Annotated in this window: 23 protein-coding genes; 14 read left to right on the top strand and 9 right to left on the bottom strand. The window is 67.5% G+C overall.

Translation table 11 applies throughout. From position 1 onward, the window contains the following. Nucleotides 1-217: 217 nt before the first annotated feature. Together OHA40_RS13180 and OHA40_RS13185 are read right to left on the bottom strand one after the other, a co-directional pair. Nucleotides 218-415, bottom strand: a complete 198-nt coding sequence (locus OHA40_RS13180; RefSeq protein WP_330233327.1) for a DUF397 domain-containing protein — start codon at nt 413-415, stop codon at nt 218-220. Then, nucleotides 412-1,317 carry a DUF5753 domain-containing protein gene (locus tag OHA40_RS13185; protein ID WP_330234156.1) on the bottom strand — a complete coding sequence of 302 codons (906 nt, stop codon included), beginning with the start codon at nt 1,315-1,317 and terminating at the stop codon, nt 412-414. The genes OHA40_RS13180 and OHA40_RS13185 overlap by 4 nt, the downstream gene beginning before the upstream one ends. A 111-nt stretch (nt 1,318-1,428) precedes the next feature. Between OHA40_RS13185 and OHA40_RS13190 the strand changes: the two genes are divergently transcribed. Further along, a complete protein-coding gene (locus OHA40_RS13190; RefSeq protein WP_330233328.1) occupies nt 1,429-1,722 on the top strand; it encodes a hypothetical protein in 294 nt (97 codons plus the stop codon). Beyond that, a complete protein-coding gene (locus tag OHA40_RS13195) occupies nt 1,679-2,218 on the top strand; it encodes a DUF4254 domain-containing protein (RefSeq protein ID WP_330233329.1) in 540 nt (179 codons plus the stop codon). Before OHA40_RS13190 ends, OHA40_RS13195 begins: the two co-directional genes overlap by 44 nt. A gap of 165 nt (nt 2,219-2,383) precedes the next feature. On the opposite strand, the gene OHA40_RS13200 is transcribed toward OHA40_RS13195, so the two are convergent. Together OHA40_RS13200 and OHA40_RS13205 are read right to left on the bottom strand one after the other, a co-directional pair. Then, entirely contained in the window at nt 2,384-3,640 is a 1,257-nt protein-coding gene (locus tag OHA40_RS13200; protein WP_330233330.1) for a lipase family protein, read from the bottom strand. A gap of 158 nt (nt 3,641-3,798) precedes the next feature. After that, complete coding sequence (locus OHA40_RS13205; RefSeq protein ID WP_330233331.1) at nt 3,799-5,310, bottom strand: ATP-dependent DNA ligase; 1,512 nt, start codon at nt 5,308-5,310, stop codon at nt 3,799-3,801. A 96-nt stretch (nt 5,311-5,406) separates the two neighbouring features. Here OHA40_RS13205 and ramB point away from each other — a divergent pair, with 96 nt between their 5' ends. Further along, nucleotides 5,407-6,813, top strand: coding sequence for an acetate metabolism transcriptional regulator RamB (gene ramB, locus OHA40_RS13210; protein ID WP_330233332.1), 1,407 nt, complete (start codon nt 5,407-5,409; stop codon nt 6,811-6,813). A 73-nt stretch (nt 6,814-6,886) separates the two neighbouring features. Here the strand turns inward: ramB and OHA40_RS13215 are convergent, their stop codons facing one another. Continuing rightward, entirely contained in the window at nt 6,887-7,354 is a 468-nt protein-coding gene (locus OHA40_RS13215; RefSeq protein WP_330233333.1) for a hypothetical protein, read from the bottom strand. A 5-nt stretch (nt 7,355-7,359) separates the two neighbouring features. Beyond that, the gene (locus OHA40_RS13220; RefSeq protein WP_330233334.1) at nt 7,360-8,112 is read right to left on the bottom strand and encodes an MFS transporter; all 753 of its coding nucleotides are present in this window, start codon (nt 8,110-8,112) and stop codon (nt 7,360-7,362) included. Between the two features lie 73 nt (nt 8,113-8,185). On the opposite strand from OHA40_RS13220, the gene OHA40_RS13225 reads away from it, so the two are divergent. Then, complete coding sequence (locus OHA40_RS13225; RefSeq protein WP_330233335.1) at nt 8,186-9,028, top strand: TetR/AcrR family transcriptional regulator; 843 nt, start codon at nt 8,186-8,188, stop codon at nt 9,026-9,028. 201 nt (nt 9,029-9,229) lie between these two features. Here OHA40_RS13225 and OHA40_RS13230 read toward each other — a convergent pair whose 3' ends face one another. After that, nucleotides 9,230-11,059 (bottom strand): acyl-CoA dehydrogenase, encoded by a 1,830-nt coding sequence (locus OHA40_RS13230; RefSeq protein WP_330233336.1) that lies wholly within the window; start codon nt 11,057-11,059, stop codon nt 9,230-9,232. 371 nt (nt 11,060-11,430) lie between these two features. Between OHA40_RS13230 and urtA the strand changes: the two genes are divergently transcribed. The 6 genes from urtA (at nt 11,431) to OHA40_RS13260 (ending at nt 17,325) form a co-directional block, all read left to right on the top strand. Then, nucleotides 11,431-12,702, top strand: a complete 1,272-nt coding sequence (urtA, locus tag OHA40_RS13235) for an urea ABC transporter substrate-binding protein (RefSeq protein ID WP_330233337.1) — start codon at nt 11,431-11,433, stop codon at nt 12,700-12,702. A 388-nt stretch (nt 12,703-13,090) separates the two neighbouring features. Then, nucleotides 13,091-13,975: an urea ABC transporter permease subunit UrtB gene (gene urtB / locus OHA40_RS13240; protein WP_330233338.1), complete on the top strand. Its 885-nt coding sequence runs from the start codon at nt 13,091-13,093 to the stop codon at nt 13,973-13,975. Beyond that, complete coding sequence (urtC, locus tag OHA40_RS13245) at nt 13,972-15,117, top strand: urea ABC transporter permease subunit UrtC (RefSeq protein ID WP_330233339.1); 1,146 nt, start codon at nt 13,972-13,974, stop codon at nt 15,115-15,117. The genes urtB and urtC overlap by 4 nt, the downstream gene beginning before the upstream one ends. Further along, the gene (gene urtD, locus OHA40_RS13250) at nt 15,114-15,926 is read left to right on the top strand and encodes an urea ABC transporter ATP-binding protein UrtD (RefSeq protein ID WP_330233340.1); all 813 of its coding nucleotides are present in this window, start codon (nt 15,114-15,116) and stop codon (nt 15,924-15,926) included. Before urtC ends, urtD begins: the two co-directional genes overlap by 4 nt. Before the next feature lie 2 nt (nt 15,927-15,928). Next, entirely contained in the window at nt 15,929-16,621 is a 693-nt protein-coding gene (gene urtE / locus OHA40_RS13255; protein ID WP_330233341.1) for an urea ABC transporter ATP-binding subunit UrtE, read from the top strand. A gap of 8 nt (nt 16,622-16,629) precedes the next feature. Continuing rightward, complete coding sequence (locus OHA40_RS13260; RefSeq protein ID WP_330233342.1) at nt 16,630-17,325, top strand: GntR family transcriptional regulator; 696 nt, start codon at nt 16,630-16,632, stop codon at nt 17,323-17,325. A gap of 1 nt (nt 17,326) precedes the next feature. Here the strand turns inward: OHA40_RS13260 and OHA40_RS13265 are convergent, their stop codons facing one another. Next, on the bottom strand, nt 17,327-18,202 hold the full coding sequence (locus OHA40_RS13265; protein ID WP_330233343.1) for an NERD domain-containing protein: 876 nt from the start codon (nt 18,200-18,202) through the stop codon (nt 17,327-17,329). Between the two features lie 226 nt (nt 18,203-18,428). Here OHA40_RS13265 and OHA40_RS13270 point away from each other — a divergent pair, with 226 nt between their 5' ends. Both OHA40_RS13270 and OHA40_RS13275 read left to right on the top strand, forming a co-directional pair. Further along, nucleotides 18,429-18,962, top strand: coding sequence for a carboxymuconolactone decarboxylase family protein (locus OHA40_RS13270; RefSeq protein WP_330234157.1), 534 nt, complete (start codon nt 18,429-18,431; stop codon nt 18,960-18,962). A 475-nt stretch (nt 18,963-19,437) separates the two neighbouring features. Further along, entirely contained in the window at nt 19,438-19,815 is a 378-nt protein-coding gene (locus OHA40_RS13275) for a VOC family protein (protein WP_330233344.1), read from the top strand. A 56-nt stretch (nt 19,816-19,871) separates the two neighbouring features. Here the strand turns inward: OHA40_RS13275 and OHA40_RS13280 are convergent, their stop codons facing one another. Beyond that, complete coding sequence (locus OHA40_RS13280) at nt 19,872-20,723, bottom strand: SDR family oxidoreductase (protein WP_330233345.1); 852 nt, start codon at nt 20,721-20,723, stop codon at nt 19,872-19,874. Between the two features lie 99 nt (nt 20,724-20,822). Between OHA40_RS13280 and OHA40_RS13285 the strand changes: the two genes are divergently transcribed. Then, complete coding sequence (locus tag OHA40_RS13285; protein WP_330233346.1) at nt 20,823-21,221, top strand: winged helix-turn-helix transcriptional regulator; 399 nt, start codon at nt 20,823-20,825, stop codon at nt 21,219-21,221. A gap of 48 nt (nt 21,222-21,269) precedes the next feature. Continuing rightward, nucleotides 21,270-21,686: a PPOX class F420-dependent oxidoreductase gene (locus tag OHA40_RS13290; protein WP_330233347.1), complete on the top strand. Its 417-nt coding sequence runs from the start codon at nt 21,270-21,272 to the stop codon at nt 21,684-21,686. Nucleotides 21,687-21,749 lie beyond the last annotated feature (63 nt).

Consider the following 21,749-nt stretch of genomic DNA (forward strand, 5'->3'; position numbering starts at 1 on the left):
CCACTCGTTGACCGACGGTGGCGGCCGGCGGCGCGAGCGAGGGAGTCGGCGCCGCCGGCCGGGTGGGTGGTGGAGCAGGGCAGTTGTCCACCGGTAGAGCTGTCGGTGGATTGCTTTACACCGACGGGGCTACTCTTCCCGGCCCAGCTGAGTGTTGCTTGTAGCCAAGCTGAGAGTCAGCTGGGAGTAGCGCGGCGCAGTTGCGGTTTTCGCTCAACTAAGCAAGTTCGGCTGCTCGGATAGCCGATGTGAAGGCAGACCACTGCGTGGGCGTGAACGCCAGCAGGGGCCGCGCGTCTGGTGTTCCCTGAAACTTGCTGTCACGGACCAGTACTCGGTCGCCGTCGAAGCACACCTCGATGCAGGTCTGGCTGTCGTTGGAATACGAAGATTTGAACCAACCGGTACTGCTCACCCGGCCGAGTTTAGTCCGGCCGCTGTCGCCCGGATCAGCGCCAAGGACTCGTCCCGAGGCAATGCCAACGAACGCGCTCGCTCGAACACAAAACCCAAGTCACGCACCTTGGCTTCCTTTCGGCTCTCGTCATCGATAACGATCTGACCGAATACCGCTGATTCGTGCCAGGCCAGTGTCGGCAGACGCGGACTGGCGAAGTCGAGCAAGTGGTAAGTGGAGCTTGCTGGAACGCTGTCCGCGATTGTGAACGGAATGACCTGTAGCTCGACGTTCTCCGAGTGCGACTCGAGGAGGTCAGCAAGGTGAACGAGTTGACGCCGCAGCACGTCCCGACCGCCTACCTGTTGGCGGAGCGCCGCCTCGCCGATAACCGCCCGTAGCGAAACCGGGCTCTCGCCCGTCAGCCTTTGCTGCCGACGAAGTCTCGCCTCGACTCGCTGATCGACTTCGATCGCCCGTACCGTCGCTCCTGCGGAAAGCATCTGTGCCCGAATGAACTCCTCACCTTGCAGGAGGCCAGGCATCATGACGCTTTCGTAAGTCCGGATCGACTCGGCTCCCCACTCCATTCCGTAGTAGCGAAGGATCTCGTCACCGAACAACGCGGAGTATCGGCTCCACCATCCGCGTCGCTTGGCGGCCTCACGCAGCGCCAGCAGTTCACGCTGTTCGCTGCGATCGATCTCGAGGATGTCCAGCAGTTGCTCGAGTTTGTCCTTGGGGAGCAGGTTGCGCTCGTTCTCGATGTGCGACCAGTACGCGGCCGACACGTCGAGCGCTCTGGTAATCGAGGCGGCTCCAATGCCCAACTCCAACCGCCGCTGCCGAAGCCGGAGCGCCAGCTCCCAACGCGCAACCGCAGGTGACAGCGCCATGCCACGCACAATACAGCCGACCATGGCGACCAAACAGTTCCGTAAATTGACTTGTATACTTTACAATTCGAATGTCGCGCATCACAGGCGGGGGCTTCGGGCCGGACCCGCTCGGCGGGGATGGAGGGGGTTCTGATGTCTGTGCACGTCATCGACCGTGTCTGGATGGTGAGTGATCGGACGCCGCACCAGGCGCGGAGGGTCAGTGAGGATGCGTGGGTGGTGTCCTATCTGCGCGGTCGGATGTTGTCGACCGAGCAGGCGACGGCGGCTATCCAAGCGGCGGAAGCCGTTTCGCTGATCGAGGAGTTGGCGAACCGCCTCCGGCTCACCGGGCTGGAAGCGTTCGGCTTGGTCCTCATCGAGGAGCCATGGGACGCCCGTCATGGGTACCAATTGCCGCGCCCGGGCGGGCGGCATCGTCGATGATTCGCGCGTTTCACATACTGCCCGGCAATACCAGTCGATCCAGGGGGTCATCGCGGTGAAACCGCTGCCGTCCAAAGAACTTGTCCTGCATGCCTGCCGCGCCGTGCCGCGCCACGAACATCCGCTTCTGGCGTCCGCACACCTACTCGCCGGATTGCACGAGCGTCGGCTGCTTGCCGAGCCGGGCGGGACGAGCACCATCGATCAGCATCGCGCCCGGCTCGTCCTCTCCATCGATCGCTGGGTCGCCACCGAGCTGCCGCTTCCGCACGGCGGCGCCCACATGCACACCGAAACCGTGGGCATGGTGATCGACCGACTTGCCCAGTTCTCCGCGTCCGCCCACGAAATGCTGCCCGCCGCACCGGAATGGGCCGTCCACGACTCCTGGGAGCGCCTCGCCGAGCTCGCACTCGGCTACGAGGATCTCGCCTACGAGGTCGCGGCGAGAGTGCGTCGCCTGCCCTACCTCAGCGGCCCACGCTCGGCGTCATGAACCTTCGGGACCGTTTTCCGGGTCCGGCCAGGCCCGCGCTTCGACGCGGGCGCGCACCCGAGCCACGTCGGCTTCGGACGGCAGGTCGTTGGTGATGGTGACCTGGAGTGCCGCCCGGTTGCCGCGTGCCGTTCGTCCAGGATGGGCTGGCCTGGTTCGCCAGTCTCAGCCGAATCGGGTGCAGCCGGGGGTGACCGGCCGACCGGCGAAGCGATCGTCGATCCAGTCGGTCGCTCCGGGGATAGCGCTGAGCCCGACCAGGAAGTGTTCGCCGAGGTAGACCTGGAAATCGACCGGCGTCCCGGCACGACACCAGTCCGCGTAGAGGTTCTCCGCGCCGGCCAGCGGCACCCACGGATCGTGCGAGGCGTGATAGAGGAACACCGGCACCGCCGGCGCGGCCGCGCCCATCCGATTGGCGGACAGGATCTCCTTGATCACCGGAAGGTCGGTGGGCGCGGCCGCGTCGGTGAGCACCTGCACCGGAATCGGCGCTACGACGCCGGCGAACTCTTGTGCCGACATGCACAGGTCCTTGCCGATCTGGGCCAGCCGCCAGCCGTTGTCGTTCATCAGGCCGAGCATCTCCGGGTACTCCCGGGCCAGTCCGAGCGTCGCGGCCAGGAAGACCCCGGACGCGAGGTTGCGGCCGTTCATGGTGTCCAGCAACATGCCGAAGTCGGCGGGGACGCCGCCGAACGCCGCCCCGACGAGATTCAGTTCCGGTGCGTACTCCGGCGCCAGCTGGGCAGCCCACCCGCTCGCGATGGCGCCGCCGGAGTAGCCCGTGACCACCGTCGGCGTGTCCGGCCGCAAGCCGAATTCCGGCGTTCGCACCGCGGCCCTGATCGCGTCGAGCACCGCGTGTCCGGCCATCAGTCCAGCACCGTACGCCTGCCGCGGGCCCTGATGGTCGGGCACGAGCACGGCGTAGCCCTTCGACAAGGGAATCTGGGCGGCCCACAACTTGCCCGACAGCTCGCCCTTGAGTTCGTAGGACGGCGCGCACCGATGCCCGAGCGAATCGATCGCGGCATTGAACGTCAACAGGGGGCGCGGTCCCGGCCCGGTCCACGGCGTCTTCGGCACGAGCAGCGTCGCGACGACCGGGACCGGACGGCCCTTGGCGTCGGTGGACCGGAGCAGCAGTTCGGTCGAGGTCAACGGAAACAGCGTCAGACCGGCGCCGCCCGGACGGGACGCGAGAACCGTTCCTGACGGCAGGCTCTCGAACTCCGGCGGCGGTGTGTAGAACGGATCGCCCAGCGGCGTGGGCAGAATCCCGCTGTACTCGCGCGAGGGGGTGAGGAACTGCTCGATCGGATTCGCCTGCGCCGGCGTCCCGACCGCACTCACCGCCACAGCGCCGAGCAGCGCCACAACCAATCGGGCAGACCGCCCGCGCAGCAACATTCGCATCATCCCGCCCACCCGCCGATTCCTTGTCCGGAAGCACGAACCGGCCGGCATTGTGGCGGCCATCCGGAACCTTGCGGTGCCCATACTTACCGTGGCTCGAGACGCTTCGCACGCCCGACACGCGCCCTCGGCCGACCGGGCGCGCTTCACTTCGCGAACGATCAGGGCAGCAGCGCGCGAACGGTGTCGATGGTGTCCGCCTCGGCGGGCTCCTTGTCCGGCCGGTAGCGCACCACGCGGGCGAATCGCAGTGCGACGCCGCCGGGATAGCGCGGGCTGACCTGGACCCCGTCGAGGGCGATCTCGACGACCAGCCGCGGCCACAGGTACACGGTGTGCTGATCGCGGGAACGCTCGTGGCGCGGGAACTCGGCCGTCTGCCAGTGCAGGAGCGCATCGGTGAGTCCCTTGAAGGTCTTGCCCACCATGACCGGGTCGCCGGTGTCCGGATCGCGTGCGCCCAGGTGCAGATTCGAGAGGTAGCCCGTGCGGCGGCCGTAGCCCCACTCCGCGCCGAGCACGACCAGGTCGAGGGTGTGCGTCGGCTTGATCTTCTGCCAGCCCCGGCCGCGCCTGCCCGCCGCGTACGGCGCGGTCAGCGACTTGATCATCACGCCCTCGTGCCCTGCGGCGAGCGCGCCGTCGAAGTATTCGGCGGCCGCCTCGGCATCCGGCCGCAGCAGCGCGGGAATGCTGTGCTCGCCGGCCACTTTCGTCAGCGCGGCCCGCCGCTCCGACAGCGGAGCGTCGAGCAGGTCCCGGCCATCCAGGTGCAGGCAGTCGAAGAAGTACGGGTGCAGCAGCAGTTCGCGGGTGGAACTCACCTCGGCGAAACGGCTCATGGTCTCCTGGAACGGACGCGGCCGCCCGGCGTCGGTGAGCGCCAGCGTCTCCCCGTCCAGCACCACGCTCGTGCAGTCCAGACCGGAGACCAGGTCGACCAGCTCCGGAACACCCCCGGTGATGTCGCGCAACGTCCTGGTGAACACCCGGACCTGATCCCCGTTTCGGTGCACCTGGATGCGGGCGCCGTCCAACTTGTGCTCGATGCTCACCTCGCCCTCGAATTCGAGCAGCGCCTCGTCCAGCGTCGCGCCGGGCGAGGCGAGCATGGGCTGGATCGGACGCCCCACCTCGAGCCGGAACTCGGCGAGCGCGGCGGCGCCGCCGGTCAGCGCGGCGGCGGCGGTGACCGGCAATTGGCCCGACAGCATGTACGCCCGGCGCACCAGGTCGGGCGGCACCTCGGCGGCGATCGCCACGGATTCGGCGACGACAGCCGTCAGCGCGCCCTGGCGCAACTCTCCGGTGAGCAGCCGCAGCAGAAAGCCCTGCTCGTCCGCGGTGGCGGCGGACCACAGCGCCGTGAGCAGTTCTCTGCGGCGCGCCGCCGAGCCGGGACCGGAGGTCTCGGCCAGATCGCTCAGCGCGGCATGCACCGCGGAAACCGTCAGCGTCGCCACGACCGCCGGTGGGTGGTCCAGGGCGGCGAGTGTGCGCCAGCCCGTCCCGATCCGCCCCTGCGGAAGTTCGCCGGATACCCAGGCGACCACCGGCGCCAGCTCCTGCGCCGCGGCCGAGGTCAGCAACCCCGCCAGCGTGGCGATCTTCGTCTTCCGTGACCTGGTCGCCCGAACCGTCTCCGAGGCCAGGACGACATCCGAGAACAACACCCTGCCGACGGTAGCCGCCGGGTATGACACCCACGTAGGAACCCGAGTGCTAATCCTCCCTTGGCACGGATGCGAAACCGCCCATAAGCTGGGCGCATGGCCAAGACTTACGTTGGGGCGCGGCTGCGTCAGCTGCGGACCGAACGCGGGCTGAGCCAGGTCTCGCTGGCGCAGCAGCTGGAGATCTCGGCGAGCTACCTCAACCAGATCGAACACGACGTGCGCCCGCTGACCGTACCGGTCCTGCTGAAGATCAGCGACGTGTTCGGCGTCGACGCGACCTTCTTCGCCGCCCAGGACGACACCCGGCTCATCGCCGAGTTGCAAGAGGTGGTCATGGACCAGGAGCTGGGTATCGGGGCCGACGCCCAGGAGATCGCGGACATCGTCTCGGCGCATCCGAGCATGGCCCGCGCGCTGGTCAACATGCACAACCGCTACCGCAACACCTCCGCGCAGCTGGCTGCCGCGACCGAGGACCGGTTCGCCGACGGCGCGGGCAGCGCGGCCATCAGCAAGCCGCATGAAGAAGTGCGCGATTACTTCTATCAGCGCCAGAACTACATCCACGAGTTGGACACGGCCGCCGAGGACCTCACCGCCCGCATCCGTTTCCACGGCGGCGACGTGAACAGCGAGGTCGCCAGGATGCTGCGCGCGCACGACGTGCGGATCATCGAACGCATCGACCTCGGCGAGGGCGTGCTGCACCGCTACGACCCGGAGACCAGGAACCTGGAGATCGCACCCCATCTGTCCGGCGGGCAGCGCACCTTCAAGCTGGCCGCCGAACTGGCCTACTTCGAATGCGGCGAACTGCTGGAAAAACTGGTCGAGGAGGGCAATTTCGCCTCCGAAGACGCCCGCACGCTGGCCATGCTGGGCCTGGCCAACTACTTCGCCGCAGCTACGGTGCTGCCGTACACACACTTCCACGAGGTCGCCGAGGATTTCCGCTACGACATCGAGCGGCTCTCGGCGTTCTTCACCCAGAGCTACGAGACCATCTGTCACCGGCTCTCTACGCTGCAACGACCGTCGCTGCGCGGCGTCCCGTTCTCGTTCGTCCGGGTCGACCGGGCGGGCAATATGTCCAAGCGCCAGTCCGCCACCGGTTTCCACTTCTCCTCCAGCGGCGGGACGTGTCCGCTGTGGAATGTCTACGAGACCTTCGCCTACCCCGGCAAGATCATGACGCAGATCGCCCAGATGCCCGACGGCCGCAAGTACCTGTGGGTGGCCCGTACGGTGGAGCGCCGTGCCACCCGCTACGGTCAGCCGAGCAAGACCTTCGCCATCGGCCTCGGCTGCGAACTGCGCCACGCCGGCCGCGTGATCTACGCCGACGGCATAGATCTCGACGAAGTGCAGCCGACGCCGATCGGCGCGGGCTGCCGGGTCTGCGAGCGCGCCAACTGCCCGCAGCGCGCGTTCCCGCCCCTTGGCAAGGTGCTCGACATCAGTGAACACCGCAGTTCGGTTTCGCCATACGTGTTGAAGTAGTCGCACCGCCACCGCTCGATCGCGAGTCCCCGAACGCGAAGGTTGTCGTCATGGCGCGAGAAGAGAATTCGCGCTACCTCGATGCAGGCTGCACCGCCCGCGGGACACGCAGGCCGACCATCGTCAGACCGAGGGCGGCGACGAGCAGCAGCGCCAAGATCCCGGCGAGCACCACGAAGCCGTGCGGCGCGGCAGCCGCGGCGACGAGCGGGCCGATGGTGGCGCCTACGTAGAAACTGAACATCGCGACCGACATTGCGGCGGCGCGGGATTCGCCGCCCAGTTCGCCCGCGCTCTGCAATGCCGCTGGAGCGGTGATGCCGACGCCGCCGACCAGGATGGCGAGCAGGACGGTCAGCACGGCGGGATGCGTTCCCTCGAAGGCCGCCCCCACTATCGCGGCCGCGGACAGCAGCACGCCGAGCAGGATCTGACCATGTTTGGACAGCCGGGCCAGCGGTACCGCGACGAACGGCAGCGCGATCATCACCGGCAGCGCGCCCGCGCGCAGCGCGAGCAGTTCGGCCGAGTTATCGACCACGCCGGTCAATTCGATGCGGTGTAGACCCCGACCATCACGGCCATGCTCAGCGCACCCGCGGCCAGGAGCGGCAGCAGCGGACGGATCCGCAGCACCGCGGGAATCGCGGCGTAGCTGTGCCGCAGCGGCCGGCCCCGCCCAGCTGGCACGTCGGGCAGCAGCATGGTGCGCAATACCAGCGCCAGTACGGCGAAAACAATTGCGGATGCGATGAATACGGTGCGCCAGGGGAATGCGCCGACCATCGCCTGCGACACGATCTGCGCGATCACCGTCGCCGCGAGGAACGCCGTGGATACCGACATGATGGCAACCGCGCGGTGCGCGGGGGCGAGGCGAGTAGCCACGTAGGCCATGATCGCGGGCGGCATCGAGCCGACCGCAAGGCCCTGGACGACCCGCAGGCCGACGGCCAGCGGCGCGTTGGCCGCCAGCCCGGTCAACAGGGTTACCGCCGCGGCGACCAGCATCCCGGTGACCAGCACCCGGCGGTGACCATAGCGGTCGGACAGCGGACCGAAGAGGACGAAGCCGCCCGCGTATCCGAAGGCGAACGCGCTGATGATCCAGGTCATCACGGCCGAGCCGACGCCCCAGTCGGCTTGCATCGCGGTGAAAAGCGGTATCGGGACATACATCTGGCCGGTGGCCAGCAGGGCGGACAGGACGAAGAAGGGCAGGGTGCGTCCGGTGTGGGCACGCGACGACAGACCGCGGGTCGGCGTCCCGGCCACGGGCTGGAGGGTGGGCATTGCCATGCGTCGAAGGTAGGTCCGCCACGCGTTTCTGTCAACCAAATAGTTGGTTTAACAGACTGGTAGAGTGTTTCCCATGACGGCCACGATGAAACGCAGTGACGCGACCAGGCAGGCTCTGTTGCGCGCCGCTCGCGACGAATTCGCGCAGTACGGGCTGGCCGGTGCCAGGGTCGACCGCATCGCGGAGGCGGCGGGCGTCAACAAGGAACGCATCTACGGGCTGTTCGGCAGCAAGGACAAGCTGTTCGACGTCATCCTGATCGAGACCCTGCGCGAGTTCATCACCGTGGTCGAACCGCTGGCCGACACCGAACCCGGCGTGTATGTCGGCAAGCTGTTCGATTACCACAGGAATAATCCCCAACTGTTGCGGCTGATGCTGTGGGAGGCGCTGCACCGCGGCGCGGACGCGCACGACATCGATGGCTGGCGCGCCCAGCACTACGTACGCAAATCAGACCGCGCCCAAGAGCAATTCGACGTGGACTCCACCGACGCGGGCCGCCTGCTGCTCGCGTTGTGCGGCCTGGCCAACTGGTCGCTCGCGGTGCCGCAGACCACCAGGCTGCTGCTGGGCGAGACCGCGGAGGACACCGACGCCACCCGGCAATTCCTGATGGAGTTCGCCAGGGCCGCGATGCGGCGCGAGTCGGCCGTCGGCGAGTACGAGGCGCGCCTTCCGGAAGTCGAGCTGGTCAAAGACTTGACCACCGATAAAGGGCAGTCCGATGTGGACCGGGCCGCCGCTCGCCTCCGTGAGGCCCAATCAGCGGCCGAAGCCGCGCGCGACGAACTCGCCACCGCCCTGCGCGCGGCCCACGCCGCAGGCGCGAGCGCCAATCAGCTGGCCAGGCAGGTCTCCGGCACCCTCTCGCGCCCGGTCGTACTCAAACTGCTGGCCGATCCCGGCGCCTGACGGCATGGCACCAGCCCCGACCGCTGGCGGACGACCCCCCGTGTCGCTGCGGGATTAGGCCCGGGTAGCTCAGCGGGGAGGCAGCACAGCACTTTCACCACGACGAAGCTGCCGCGCGCGAACAGCCACCGACCTCGACCGTCGGCTCGCGGCGCGACGGTCGAGGTCCTCGGTGACAAGCTCGGTGCTCGGTGACGAGAGTTAGAACGCTGCCTCGTCCAGGTCCATGATGTCGTTGTCGAGCGCGGCGATGATCCCCTTCACCGCGGCCAGGTTGGGCAGCACGTTCTTGGCGAAGAAGCTTGCGACAGCGACCTTTCCGGTATAGAAGGCACGATCCTTCTCCGGCGCCTCGGCGGCCAGCGCGGCGGCGGCGATCTCCGCCTGCACCAGCAGTCGCCAGCCGATGAGCAGGTCGCCGACCGAGAGCAGGAAGCGCACCGAGCCGAGACCGATCTTGTAGAGCTCGGCGGGCGTCTGCTGCGCGGCCAGCAGGAAGCCGGTGAGTGCGGCCGCCATCGCCTGCACATCCGCCGCGGCGGTGCGCAGCAGCTCGCGCTCGACGTCGAACCGGCCGGTCTTCGCGTCCAGGTACGCCGTGATCTGGGCGTTGACATGACCGAGCGCGACGCCGCGGTCGCGGGCGATCTTGCGGAAGAAGAAGTCCTGCGCCTGGATGGCGGTGGTGCCCTCGTACAGCGAGTCGATCTTCGCGTCCCGGATGTACTGCTCGATCGGATAGTCCTGCAGATAGCCCGAACCACCCAGCGTTTGCAGCGACTCGGTCAGGTACTGATAGGCCCGCTCCGAACCGACGCCTTTCACGATCGGCAGCAGCAGATCGTCCACCCGGTGCGCCAGATCGGCGTCGGCGCCGGAAACAAGCTGCGCCACATCCGCGTTCTGGTGTGCGGCCGTGTACAGGTACACCGCGCGCAAACCCTCGGCGTATGCCTTCTGCATGGCCAGCGAGCGCCGCACGTCCGGGTGATGTGTGATGGTCACGCGCGGCGCGGCCTTGTCCGTCATCCGGGTCAGATCCGCGCCCTGGACCCGCTGCTTGGCGTAGTCGAGCGCGTTCAGGTAGCCGGTCGACAGGGTGCCCGCGGACTTGACGCCGACCATCATTCGCGCGTTCTCGATCACCTGGAACATCTGCGCGATGCCGTTGTGCACCTCGCCGACCAGCCAGCCTTTGGCGGGCAGGTCGCTGCCGCCGAAGGTCACCTCGCAGGTGGGCGAGGACTTCAGACCCATCTTGTGCTCGACTCCGGTGACGTACACGCCGTTGCGCTCGCCGAGTTCCAGCGTGTCATGGTCGAACAGGAACTTCGGCACGTAGAACAGCGACAGGCCCTTGGTGCCGGGTCCCGCTCCCTCGGGCCGGGCCAGCACCAGGTGGAAGACGTTCTCCGCGGTGTCGCCGACCTCGGCGCCGGAGATGAAGCGCTTGACGCCCTCGATGTGCCAGGAGCCGTCCTCCTGCCTGATCGCCTTGGTCCGTCCCGCACCCACGTCCGAGCCCGCGTCCGGCTCGGTCAGCACCATGGTGCCCTGCCAGCCCTTCTCGAAGCCGAGTGTGGCCCAGTGCTTCTGCTGCTCGGTGCCGACGTTGTACAGAACAGACGCCATGATCGGGCCCATGTTGAAGAACGACGCCGACGGATTCGCGCAGGTGATCATCTCGCCGACCGCCCACACCAGCACTGCGGGCGCCGAGGTGCCGCCCATGCCCTCCGGCATGGCCAGACGGCTCCAGTCCGCCTCGCGCACGGCGGTGACGGTCTTGCGTAGCGGCTCCGGAACCGAGATCGAGAACGTGGTCGCGTCGTACACCACCGGCTCCCGATCGGCGGCAGCGAAGGAGTCCGCGACGGGTCCCTCGGCCAGCCGCTTGACCTCGGACAGGATCTCCCGGACGGTGTCGGAGTCGAGGTCGCCGTAGGCGCCGATATCGAGGAGCTTGTCCAGCTCGAGCACTTCGAACAGGTTGAACTCGATATCCCTCAGGTTCGCCTTGTAGTGACCCACCCGGTCCTCCTCGACTCGAGTCCCCGGCAGTCGCCGGGGCGGGACGATTCTGACGTCGTACGAATCGAAGCGTGCCGCATCACGGAGACGCTACGCAACCGTAGCCAGCTACGCCCCGGCCAACGGGCTCGTCAGAACCTCACAACTATTCACCGGCCGTTAACCGCAAAGGTTCACACGCGCGAAACAGACGAAACGGACTCGTCATCGAGAGATATTCCGGCGCAATAACTTCTGTCTACCGTTCGCATCACGAATACAGCCGCTGTATACAACCCGGTCTACAGCCGTGACCGGGCCAAAGGCGGACGTATTCGCTGCGGCGCGAACCCAGCGCCGCCGCACTGCCTGATGAGGAGAAGGGTCCGCCCATGTCAGATTCCCGTGCCATCCCGCGCCCTCGGCGCTTGGTCAAGGTGATGGCGGTACCAGCCGCGGTCGCGCTCGCCGGCCTGTTGCTGACCGCCTGCGGCGCCAAGGATGACGCCTCGACCAGCTCGAACGCCGCGTCCTGCGTCGACACATCGAAGGAAACGATCAAGGTCGGTTCGCTACACTCGCTGTCCGGCACGATGGCCATCTCCGAGGTCACCGTCGCCAACTCCACCAAGCTGGCCGTCGACCAGATCAACGCTACAGGCGGCGTGCTCGGCAAGAAGATCGAGCTGGTGCTGGAGGACGGCGCCTCGGACCCGAAGACCTTCGCGGAGAAGGCGGAGAAGCTGATCAGCTCCGACTGCGTCGCGGCGGTGTTCGGCGGCTGGACCTCGTCGAGCCGCAAGGCCATGAAGCCGAAGTTCGAGAACCTCAACTCGCTGCTCTACTACCCGGTGCAGTACGAGGGCCTGGAGGACAGCAAGAACATCTTCTACACCGGCGCGACCACCAACCAGCAGATCATCCCGGCGCTGGACTACCTGAAGCAGAAGGGCATCACGTCGCTCTACCTGGTCGGTAGCGACTACGTCTTCCCGCAGACCGCCAATCGCGAGATCAAGGCCTACGCGGCCGCCAACGGCATCGAGATCAAGGGCGAGGACTACACCCCGCTCGGCTCCACCGACTTCTCCACCATCGTGAACAAGGTCCGCACCGCCAAGGCGGGCGCGGTGTTCAACACCCTCAACGGCGATTCCAACGTCGCGTTCTTCCGCGAATACACCAGCGCGGGCCTGAAAGCCGCCGAGATGCCGGTGATCTCGGTGTCCATCGCCGAGGAGGAGGTCGCGGGCATCGGTGCGCAGAACATCGCGGGCCAGCTCACCGCGTGGAACTACTACCAGACCGTCGACACGCCCGTGAACAAGAAGTTCGTCGCCGACTACAAGGCCGCGTTCGGCGCCGACAAGCCGACCTCGGACCCCATGGAAGCCGCCTACGCGTCGGTCTACCTGTGGAAGAACACCGTCGAGAAGGCGAAGTCGTTCAAGGTGGAGGACATCCAGGCCGCCGCCGACGGCGTGAGCTTCGAGGCCCCCGAGGGCTCGGTGACCATCGACGGCTCCAACCATCACATCACCAAGACCGCTCGCATCGGCGAAATCCGTCCCGACGGACTCATCTACACCGTCTGGGACTCCGGCAAAGCGGTAACCCCGGACCCGTACCTGAAGTCCTACGAATGGGCCAAGGGCCTGAAGTAGTCCGCAGCCGTGTCCGCAGCCGTGTCCGCGGCCCAGCTACGAGTTGCCGCCGCACGCCACGAAGTCGCCGGCGGCGGTCGCTCGAAGCGAGCAATGAGGGGGGTCGCGGACACAGACGGGCAGCTCCGAACCTCTGCAACCACTCGGCCCAACCCCGGCTTTCGAGCGAAGCGAGATCGAGCATTGCCCGTTCGCGGCCCGGCTCGCGTCCGAGTGGCCGCCGCGTCCGCGACGCAGTCGCCAGCGGCGGTCGCTCGGACGCGAGCCACAAGAGGGCCGCGAACACGCCGCGACGAAGTCGCGGCCAAACAAACACAGCCGCGAACACGCAGCGCCGCAGGCGCTGCAAAAACCAACACAGCCTGACCAACACAGGAGTCTCCTCCCCATGGACGTTGTGATCGGACAGCTCTTCACCGGGCTGAGCCTGGGATCGATTCTCTTGCTCGCCGCGCTGGGGCTCTCGCTGACCTTCGGTCAGATGGGCGTGATCAACATGGCGCACGGCGAGTTCATCATGGCCGGTTGCTACACGACTTATGTAGTGCAGAAGGTCATCTCGTCGGCGGGCGTCTCGCTCGTCGTGTCTCTGCTGATCGGTTTCCTCGTCGGCGGCATGCTCGGTGCCGCGCTGGAGATGGGGCTGATCCGCTGGATGTACGACCGGCCGCTGGACACACTGCTGGTCACCTTCGGTGTCGGGCTGGTGTTGCAGCAGCTGGCCCGCGACATCTTCGGTGCGCCCGCCAAGAACGTCATCGCTCCGGAATGGCTCGGCGGCGGCGTCACGATCCTGGGCGCGGTGGTGCCGAAGACACGCATCTTCATCCTCGTTCTCGCGGTCGTCACGGTGACCGCGCTGGCCGTGGTGCTCGCGACGACACCGCTGGGCCGACGCATCCGTGCGGTGGTGCAGAACCGCGGTTTGGCCGAAACCTCGGGTGTCTCCAGCCGTTTCACCGACATCAGCACCTTCTTCATCGGCTCGGGGCTGGCCGGCGTGGCCGGAGTCGCGCTCACGCTGATCGGTTCCACCAGCCCGACCATCGGTCAGAGCTATCTGATCGACGCGTTCCTGGTGGTGGTCATCGGCGGGCTCGGCCAGATCAAGGGCACGGTGATCGCGGCGTTCGCGCTCGGCCTGCTCAATTCCTACATCGAATACTCGACCACCGCGTCCATCGCGAAGGTCATCGTCTTCGTCATCATCGTGATCTTCCTACAGGTCCGCCCGCAGGGCCTGTTCACCGTCCGGACAAGGAGTTTGGCATGACCACACTCGTGCAACGGTGGCGCGCGCACCCCTCGCTCACCGCGCTGGCCGGATTCGCCGTCGCCGCCGTCTTCTTGTTCGCGGTCGCTCCCGCGGTGCTCAGCGACTTCCGGCTCAATCTGCTCGCGAAGTTCCTGTGCTTCGCGATCGTCGCGGTGGGCATCGGATTGGCTTGGGGCCGAGGCGGAATGCTCACCCTGGGTCAGGGCGTGTTCTTCGGTATCGGCGCATACATCATGGCCATGCATCTGCAAATGGCCGACGCCGCGCGACTCGGCAACGACGTGCCGGAGTTCATGGAGATCGCGGGCATTCGCGAGTTGCCCTCGTTCTGGCGGCCTTTCGCGTCGGCTCCGGTGGCGCTGCTCGGCATCCTGGTGCTGCCCGCGCTGGTCGCGGCGGCGCTCGGTTACGGCGTGTTCAAGCGCCGCGTGAAGGGCGCCTACTTCGCCATCCTCAGCCAGGCGCTGGCCGCCGCGCTGGCCATTCTGCTGACCGGTCAGCAGGCCATCGGCGGATTCACCGGCCTGTCGGATTTCCGCGCCTTCTTCGGTTTCAAGCTGTCCGACCCGGTCAACCGGCGGATGCTGTTCTTCCTCGCCGCGGGCACGCTGCTGCTGGTGGTCGCGCTGGTGCGGCAGCTGATGCACAGCAGGTACGGCGAGCTGCTCGTCGCGGTGCGCGATCAGGAGGAGCGGGTGCGCTTCCTCGGATACGACCCGGCGAACGTGAAGATCGTCGCCTATGTGGTCGCCGCCTTCTTCGCGGGCATCGCCGGCGCGCTGTTCACCCCGATCGTCGGCATCATCTCCCCGGCCGACATCGGCGTCGTCCCGTCCATCGCGTTCCTCATCGGCGTTGCGATCGGCGGACGAACCACCCTGCTCGGGCCGGTGCTCGGCGCGATCGGCGTGGCCTGGGCGCAGACAGCGTTCTCCGAGGAGTTCCCGTCCGGGTGGACCTACCTCCAAGGCGTGCTCTTCATCGTGGTGGTCGGCTTCGTCCCGGCCGGACTCGCCGGACTGTGGCCGATGGCGAAGGGACTGGTGGACAGCCGGTTCCGGCGTCCCTCCGCCCCCGCTCCGGTCGTGCTGGTCGAGACGCTGCCGGAACCCGCGACCGAGAAAGTGGAATCCCGATGACCGACACGACGCACGAACCCAAACTCGGCGGCAACGCCGGAATGTCCAGCGAGTACCTCGAGATCCGCGGCCTCTCGGTGAGTTTCGACGGCTTCAAGGCCGTCACCGACGTCGACCTGACGGTGTTGCAGGGCGATCTGCGCTTCCTCATCGGCCCCAACGGCGCGGGCAAGACCACGCTCATCGATGCGATCACCGGGCTGGTCCCGGCGAGCGGATCGGCGCAGAAGACCGGCGTCGAACTGCTCGGCAAAAAGGTGCACCAGATCGCCCGGCTCGGCATCGGGCGGACGTTCCAGACCGCGAGTGTCTTCGAACAGCTCACCGTGCTGCAGAATCTCGACATCGCGGCGGGCGCGGGCCGCTCGGTGCTCACCATGCTGCGCCGCCGCACATCGGTGCTCCCGAGCATCGAGGAGGCGCTGGAGACCACCGGCCTGGCCGACCTGCGTGACAAGCCCGCCGGCGCCCTTGCGCACGGACAGAAGCAGTGGCTGGAGATCGGCATGCTCTTGGTGCAGAACGCCTCGGTGCTGCTGCTGGACGAGCCGGTCGCCGGGATGAGCGCGGAGGAGCGCGAGGAAACCGGAAACCTGCTGCGCCGCATCGGCGGCGAACGCGTGGTCGTGGTGGTCGAGCACGACATGGACTTCATGCGTGCCTTCGCCAGCTCGGTGACCGTCCTCGCGGGCGGCAAGGTGCTCAGTGAGGGCAGCGTCGAGCAGGTGCAGGCGGACCCGAAAGTCCAGGAGGTCTATCTCGGCACCGCCGCGGCCGTCGGGACCGAGTTGGAAGGCGAAAGGGCATAGGGATGCTAGAGCTCATCGATATCCACTCCGGCTACGGCCGCACCGAGGTGATCCACGGCGTCTCGGTGACCGTCCCGGACGACAGCGTGGTCGCCATCATGGGACACAACGGCGCGGGCAAGACCACACTGCTGCGCACCGCCGTCGGCCTGATCGGCACGAAATCGGGACGGATCGAATTCGACGGCGCGACCATCACCAAACTGTCACCGTCCCGCCGGGTGCGCCGCGGCATCGCTTACGTGCCGCAGGGACAGCAGAGCTTCCCGCAACTGACCACCGCCGAGAATTTGCAGGTCGTCGCGGATGGACGTAAGCGGGGCAAGGCGCTGATCGACGAATCGCTGGACCTGTTCCCCGCGCTACGCGACCTGCTCGCCCGCAAGGCGGGCCTGCTCTCCGGCGGCCAGCGTCAGCAGCTCGCCATCGCGCGGGCGCTGATCACCGAGCCGAAGCTGCTCATCCTCGACGAGCCGACCGAGGGCATCCAGCCATCGGTGGTCGCCGAGATCGAGCGCACCATCATCGATCTCACCCGGCGCGGCGGATTGAGCGTGCTGCTGGTCGAGCAGCACATCGGGTTCGCGTTGCAGGCGGCGCAGCACTACTACGTCCTGCAATCCGGCCGGGTGACCGCTACGGGTGCGGGCGGCGCGGGCGCCGAGAGCGCGGTCCGCTCGGCGATGGCGATCTGAGCGCCGCCGTGACCCGCAACAGGGGTCGGATTCCGTTGCGCGAGCAGGTGTACGACTCGCTACGACGGGATCTGGCCACCGGCGTCATCGTGCCGACCGAACGACTCGGCGAAGAACGCCTCGCCGAGACCTACGGGGTGTCGCGCACCCCGGTACGCGAGGCGCTGGCTCGGCTGCAGGCCGACGGACTGGTCGAGCGGCTCTCCGACGGCCTGTACCCGTATCGTCCCCGGCTCGACGAACTCGGCCACCTCTACGAGTTGCGGATGGTGCTGGAGGCCAGGGGCCTGCAGCGGGCGGGGCCGCCGGAACACGCGCACGACTTGGACCTGGTGCGCGCGGAACTCGATACCTGGCGCGCGCTGCGCGAGAACCCGCCCGAACCGGGACCCGCGCTGGTGGCAGCCGACGAACGGTTCCACACCGCCTTGCTCGCGGCGGCGGGCAATGCCGCGCTCGCCGACGCGCTCACCGCGGTGCATGTCCGCGTGCGCCCGGTGCGCACGCTGGACATGCCGACCCCGGAACGGATCGCGACGATGGCCGCCGAGCACATCGCGATCGCCGAACACTTACTGTCCGGTGCGGCGGATGCCGCACTGGAGGCACTCACCGCCCATATCGACACCTCGCGGACGCATGTGCTCGCCCGCGCGCGGCACGCGCTGCGGCTCACCAAACTGGGCCGGGCCGTGCGGGATTGAGTCAGCAGTTCGATTGGAACGGCCAGCACTCGGCGGGCCGGTACGGCGGCGGCGACGGCGTCGGGCTCGTCGTGGTGTCGGTCGCCGGGGCCGGTTGCGCGGAGTCCTGCACGAGCGCGCTGGCGATCACGCCGAGCACCAGCAGGACACCGACCACCGCGACCACGACGACCGACCAGCCCGCGTAGGCCTGGCTCTTCGTCGCGACGCCGGGCGTCGGCTCGACCCGGGGTTCGGGTCGGCGCGGGATCATCGTGGTCGGCTCGGGCGCGTTCTCCTCGAATCCCGCGTCGAGCAGTTCGGCGCGGGACGGGGCGAGTTCCGCGAGGCCGAGCGCGTCGCACGCGCCGATCACCCGGTCCACGGTCCAGTTCCGTGGACCCGCGGAGAAACCCTCCAGATAGATCCGCAGCTCGGTCGCGTCCGTGACGTTGCCGACGAGGACGTCCAACCCCGGACGCAGATTGGTGCGCGCCGGGCGCACCACCGCGCCGCGGAACGGGACCAGCACGACGGCGCCGCTGAGATGTCCCGGATCCTGCAGCGCCCGCTGGAGCATGTGCTTCACCGCGTAGATGCCGTGCTCCACGCGGTCTGCGGGGCTTCCGGAATCCAGGTCGTCCAGTTCCACCGGCGCGTCGCTGATCTTCCACGGTTCGTCGGCGGGCGTGCTCAGGATGCCGCTCTGCCTGCGCCGGAACCCGTGCACCTCCAGCACGGTCAAACCGCGCGGTGTCCAGACCACCGCGTCGACGCGCCGGTTGTCCGCCTCCAGGTCGATCACGGCGAGGCCGGTCGTCGGATACGACCGCAGGCACGCGACGAATTCCCGCTCGGCACCGGAAAGCTCCGCTCCGGGCCTGATCCTCACCAGCATCTGTTCCCCTGCCGACCTATCGTCTACACCTGACTCCGAACCACTGCGGCCGCGGCGACCCGCAACGGTACTGATGATGACGGGGTACCCGGCCGAAAACCACTGGAAAGCAAAAGAATGATCCCCTCATCCTCGAGCTGACGCCCAGGTACCCTCGATATACGGTCGCGGCACCGACGCCAGGCCGTACCAGCACGCGAGGAGGCGTCCCAGCATGGTTTCAATGCTGCAACCACGCATCTCTCCCGGGCGACTCCGGGAACTCGGTCCAGTCAACTGGGTTGCCTGGCAGGTACTTTCCCGTGCCGCGGGTACCGATGACGCGCATCTGTTCAGCACGCTCGGCCGCACCAAGGGCCTGTTCCGCGGTTGGCTGCACTACTCGGGCAGGCTGATGCCGGGCGGCCGGTTGCCACGCCACGAATCCGAGCTGGTCATCATTCGCGTCGCGCACCTGCGTGGGTGCGACTACGAGATGGACCATCACATCCGGCTCGGCAGACGGGCCGGGGTGACCGCTGAGATCCTCGATCGAGTGCGCAGCGGACCCGCTGCCGCAGGCTGGTCGGCGAAGCATCATGCGCTGCTCAGCGCGGTGGACCAGCTGGTGGACAAACGCGACATCGATGACGACGCCTGGGCCGAGTTGGCCGAGCACTACGACGAGCGCAGCCTGATCGAGATCGTGCTGCTGATCAACCAATACGAAGGGCTGGCCGCCACCATCACCGCGCTGCGTATCCAGCGCGACGGCGTCTAGCTGTCCGCGGCGGGCGGGTCCTCGATGCGCCCGCCAGCCCGTCCAGCACCAGCGCCGAGCCGAACACGTAGGCGTGATCGGTGCTGCAAGCGGCGTCGAGCGCATGGCCCGGCGGCCGCGCCGACGTGTGCGGCGGAATAGCGCTTCGCGTCGAAGATCTGCGCGAGCGCAGGGAGCGGCCCGCTTTCACCTCCGCCGATCGGACCTGACGCTGTCGGCCGCCCGGCTCGATGTCGATGGCGTTGCAGGCGACGGACGTGACCGAGCCGAGCACTCAACGCAGGGTCCATGACGTCGTCGGGCCGAGGCCATCGACGGCGCGCAGTTCGTGGTCGTACTTCCCGCGAGCGCCGCCTTCCCGATCGAGAACCCGAGGACATCTCCGTGATTCAGATCACAGTGCGTCCTTTCAGAAATTTCTCTACAAAGTACAGTGTACATAGTACAGAGTTAACCGCCGACCCACGGGAGAACTATGAACATCACCGCTTCCGCCATCTCGCTCAACGTTCCCGACCCCGGCGCCTCGGCGAAGTTCCTGATCGACCACCTCGGATTCGAGGAGAAGATGTCGGCCGACGGATTCGTCTCGCTGGAGCGGCCCGACGCCGGGATGAACGTCATCTACCTGCGCACCGGGCTGGCGACGTTCAAGCCGGCGAGCGCGGCGGGCAGCGCGGGCGAGGGCCTGCTCGTCGTCTTCGTCGTCGACGACATCGATGCCGAGTACGCCCGGCTGCAAGCCGAAGGAGTCCCGATCGTGACGCCCATCGACACCGAGGAATGGGGCGAGCGATACTTCCAGATGAGCGATCCGAACGGGATCCTCATCCAGTTGGTGCAGTGGGTGTAAGCACAAGCGAACGGCGCGGCTCCCGATAGGGAGCCGCGCCGTTCGGTGTGCCGATATCAGCCGAGCGCGCCGCGGAAGACCTCGACGGCCCCGGTCGCGGGACGGCCGAGCAGCTTTTCCAGATCGCCGGAGCGCACGTCGAGAATGCCTCGGGCGATACCGGCGTCGGCGTCGCCGAGCGCCTTGGCGTACTCGGCGGGCAGCCCCGCCTGGACCAGTACGGCGACGTAGTCGTCCTCCGGCAGGTTCTCGTAGCGCACCGGCTTACCCGCTGCCTCCGAGATCACCTGCGCCAGTTCGGAGTAGGTGAGCGATTCGCCGCCACCGAGTTCGTATACCGCGCCCGCCTGCGCTTCGGCGGTGAGGACCGTGGCGGCCGCCTCGGCGTAGTCGGCGCGTGCCGCGCCCGCCACCCGGCCCTCCCCCGCGGCGCCGTGCAGCACACCCGATTCCACCGCGTGCGCGAGGCCGCCCAGGTAATTCTCCCAGTACCAGCCGTTGCGCAGGAGAACATGCGGCACGGTCGATTCGGCCAGCACAGCCTCGGTCCCCCTGTGCTCCTGGGCGAGGATCAGCGGATTGTCCGTCGCACCCGGAATGCTGGTGTAGGCGAGCAGTTCGACGCCCGCGCGCTCGGCCGCGCGAATGACGTTGGTGTGCTGGGCTACCCGAGCGCCGAACTCGTTGCCGGAGATCAGCAGCACCCGCTCGACTCCGTCGAGCGCCCGGGCCAGCGCCGACGGGTCGCCGTAATCGGCCTGCCGAACGTCCACGCCACGCACGGCCAGATCGGCCACCTTCGCCGGATCGCGCACGATCGCGACGACCGGCGTCGGTCCCGCACGCAACAGCGCCTCCACCACGAGTCGGCCCAGTTGTCCGCTGGCCCCGGTCACCGCGACGGTCATGACTGCCTCCTAAGTTGTGTACTGATTACATAGTACTTACTATTCGTAAGTACTATGTATTCCGATGACACTGCGGTCAAGTTGGGTACCATGGCGGCCATGACGAGCCAGCGCACCGGCCCGGACGAGGTGGACGACCCCACGCTGGAAGCGGATGTCTTCGCCCGGAACTGCACGTCACGACCGGTCTTGCAGACTGTGGCCAGCCGCTGGGGCACCCTGGCGCTGGTCGCACTGCGCGAGGGTCCGTACCGATTCAGCGCGCTGCGCCGACGGGTCGACGGTGTCAGCGAGCGCATGCTGTCGCAGACCCTGCAGGCGTTGGAGCGCGACGGCATGGTGCACCGGGAGGTGCTGAAGACCATCCCGCCGCGGGTCGAATACACCCTCACCGAACTGGGCGCGGAGGTGGCCGCACATCTGGAAGCGCTCATCCAGGTGCTGGAGACGAACATGCCGCGGGTACACGAGGCGCAGGCGGCCTATCACCGCGACTGACTCGCCGGAGATCGGGAAGAGGCCCGCGTCACCACGGGTTACACGGGCATGGAACTTCCCGCCGCAGTCGATTTCGCGCGTGATCACCGCAGATCCGTGCTCGCTACGATCCGCCGCAATGGACGGCCGCAACTGTCCAACGTGCTGCACGTCGTCGGCGCCGACGGCCGCATCCGCATCTCCGTCACTGCCGACCGTGCGAAGTACCACAATTTGGTCCGCGACCCATGGGCGGCGTTACACGTGACCCGCGACGACTTCTTCGCCTATGCCGTGCTGGAAGGCACGGTGGAACTCACGCCGGTCGCCGCCGCCCCCGACGATCCCACGGTCGACGCGCTCGTCGACTACTACCGCACTGCCTCCGGCGAACACCCGGACTGGAACGAATACCGCAACGCGATGGTCGCCGATCGTCGCGCTCTGGTCCTGTTCACGCCAGAGCACGCCTACGGCATGCTCTGACTCGCCGGGCAGGCCAGGGACGGCAACACCGGCCCCGGGCTCGCGCCATGCGACGAGCAGCCT

Origin of the sequence: Nocardia sp. NBC_00508, assembly GCF_036346875.1 — a bacterium.
In the GTDB taxonomy this organism is placed as follows: Bacteria; Actinomycetota; Actinomycetes; order Mycobacteriales; family Mycobacteriaceae; genus Nocardia.

Bases quoted from the DNA above. Each gene is read 5' to 3' on its own strand.
- OHA40_RS13185 (WP_330234156.1), bottom strand. From the start codon at position 1,317: ATGGTCGGCTGTATTGTGCGTGGCATGGCGCTGTCACCTGCGGTTGCG.
- OHA40_RS13190 (WP_330233328.1), top strand. From the start codon at position 1,429: ATGTCTGTGCACGTCATCGACCGTGTCTGGATGGTGAGTGATCGGACG.
- OHA40_RS13195 (WP_330233329.1), top strand. From the start codon at position 1,679: ATGGGTACCAATTGCCGCGCCCGGGCGGGCGGCATCGTCGATGATTCG.
- OHA40_RS13200 (WP_330233330.1), bottom strand. From the start codon at position 3,640: ATGATGCGAATGTTGCTGCGCGGGCGGTCTGCCCGATTGGTTGTGGCG.
- ramB (WP_330233332.1), top strand. From the start codon at position 5,407: ATGGCCAAGACTTACGTTGGGGCGCGGCTGCGTCAGCTGCGGACCGAA.
- OHA40_RS13220 (WP_330233334.1), bottom strand. From the start codon at position 8,112: ATGGCAATGCCCACCCTCCAGCCCGTGGCCGGGACGCCGACCCGCGGT.
- OHA40_RS13225 (WP_330233335.1), top strand. From the start codon at position 8,186: ATGACGGCCACGATGAAACGCAGTGACGCGACCAGGCAGGCTCTGTTG.
- urtA (WP_330233337.1), top strand. From the start codon at position 11,431: ATGTCAGATTCCCGTGCCATCCCGCGCCCTCGGCGCTTGGTCAAGGTG.
- urtB (WP_330233338.1), top strand. From the start codon at position 13,091: ATGGACGTTGTGATCGGACAGCTCTTCACCGGGCTGAGCCTGGGATCG.
- urtC (WP_330233339.1), top strand. From the start codon at position 13,972: ATGACCACACTCGTGCAACGGTGGCGCGCGCACCCCTCGCTCACCGCG.
- urtD (WP_330233340.1), top strand. From the start codon at position 15,114: ATGACCGACACGACGCACGAACCCAAACTCGGCGGCAACGCCGGAATG.
- urtE (WP_330233341.1), top strand. From the start codon at position 15,929: ATGCTAGAGCTCATCGATATCCACTCCGGCTACGGCCGCACCGAGGTG.
- OHA40_RS13265 (WP_330233343.1), bottom strand. From the start codon at position 18,202: ATGCTGGTGAGGATCAGGCCCGGAGCGGAGCTTTCCGGTGCCGAGCGG.
- OHA40_RS13275 (WP_330233344.1), top strand. From the start codon at position 19,438: ATGAACATCACCGCTTCCGCCATCTCGCTCAACGTTCCCGACCCCGGC.
- OHA40_RS13280 (WP_330233345.1), bottom strand. From the start codon at position 20,723: ATGACCGTCGCGGTGACCGGGGCCAGCGGACAACTGGGCCGACTCGTG.
- OHA40_RS13285 (WP_330233346.1), top strand. From the start codon at position 20,823: ATGACGAGCCAGCGCACCGGCCCGGACGAGGTGGACGACCCCACGCTG.
- OHA40_RS13290 (WP_330233347.1), top strand. From the start codon at position 21,270: ATGGAACTTCCCGCCGCAGTCGATTTCGCGCGTGATCACCGCAGATCC.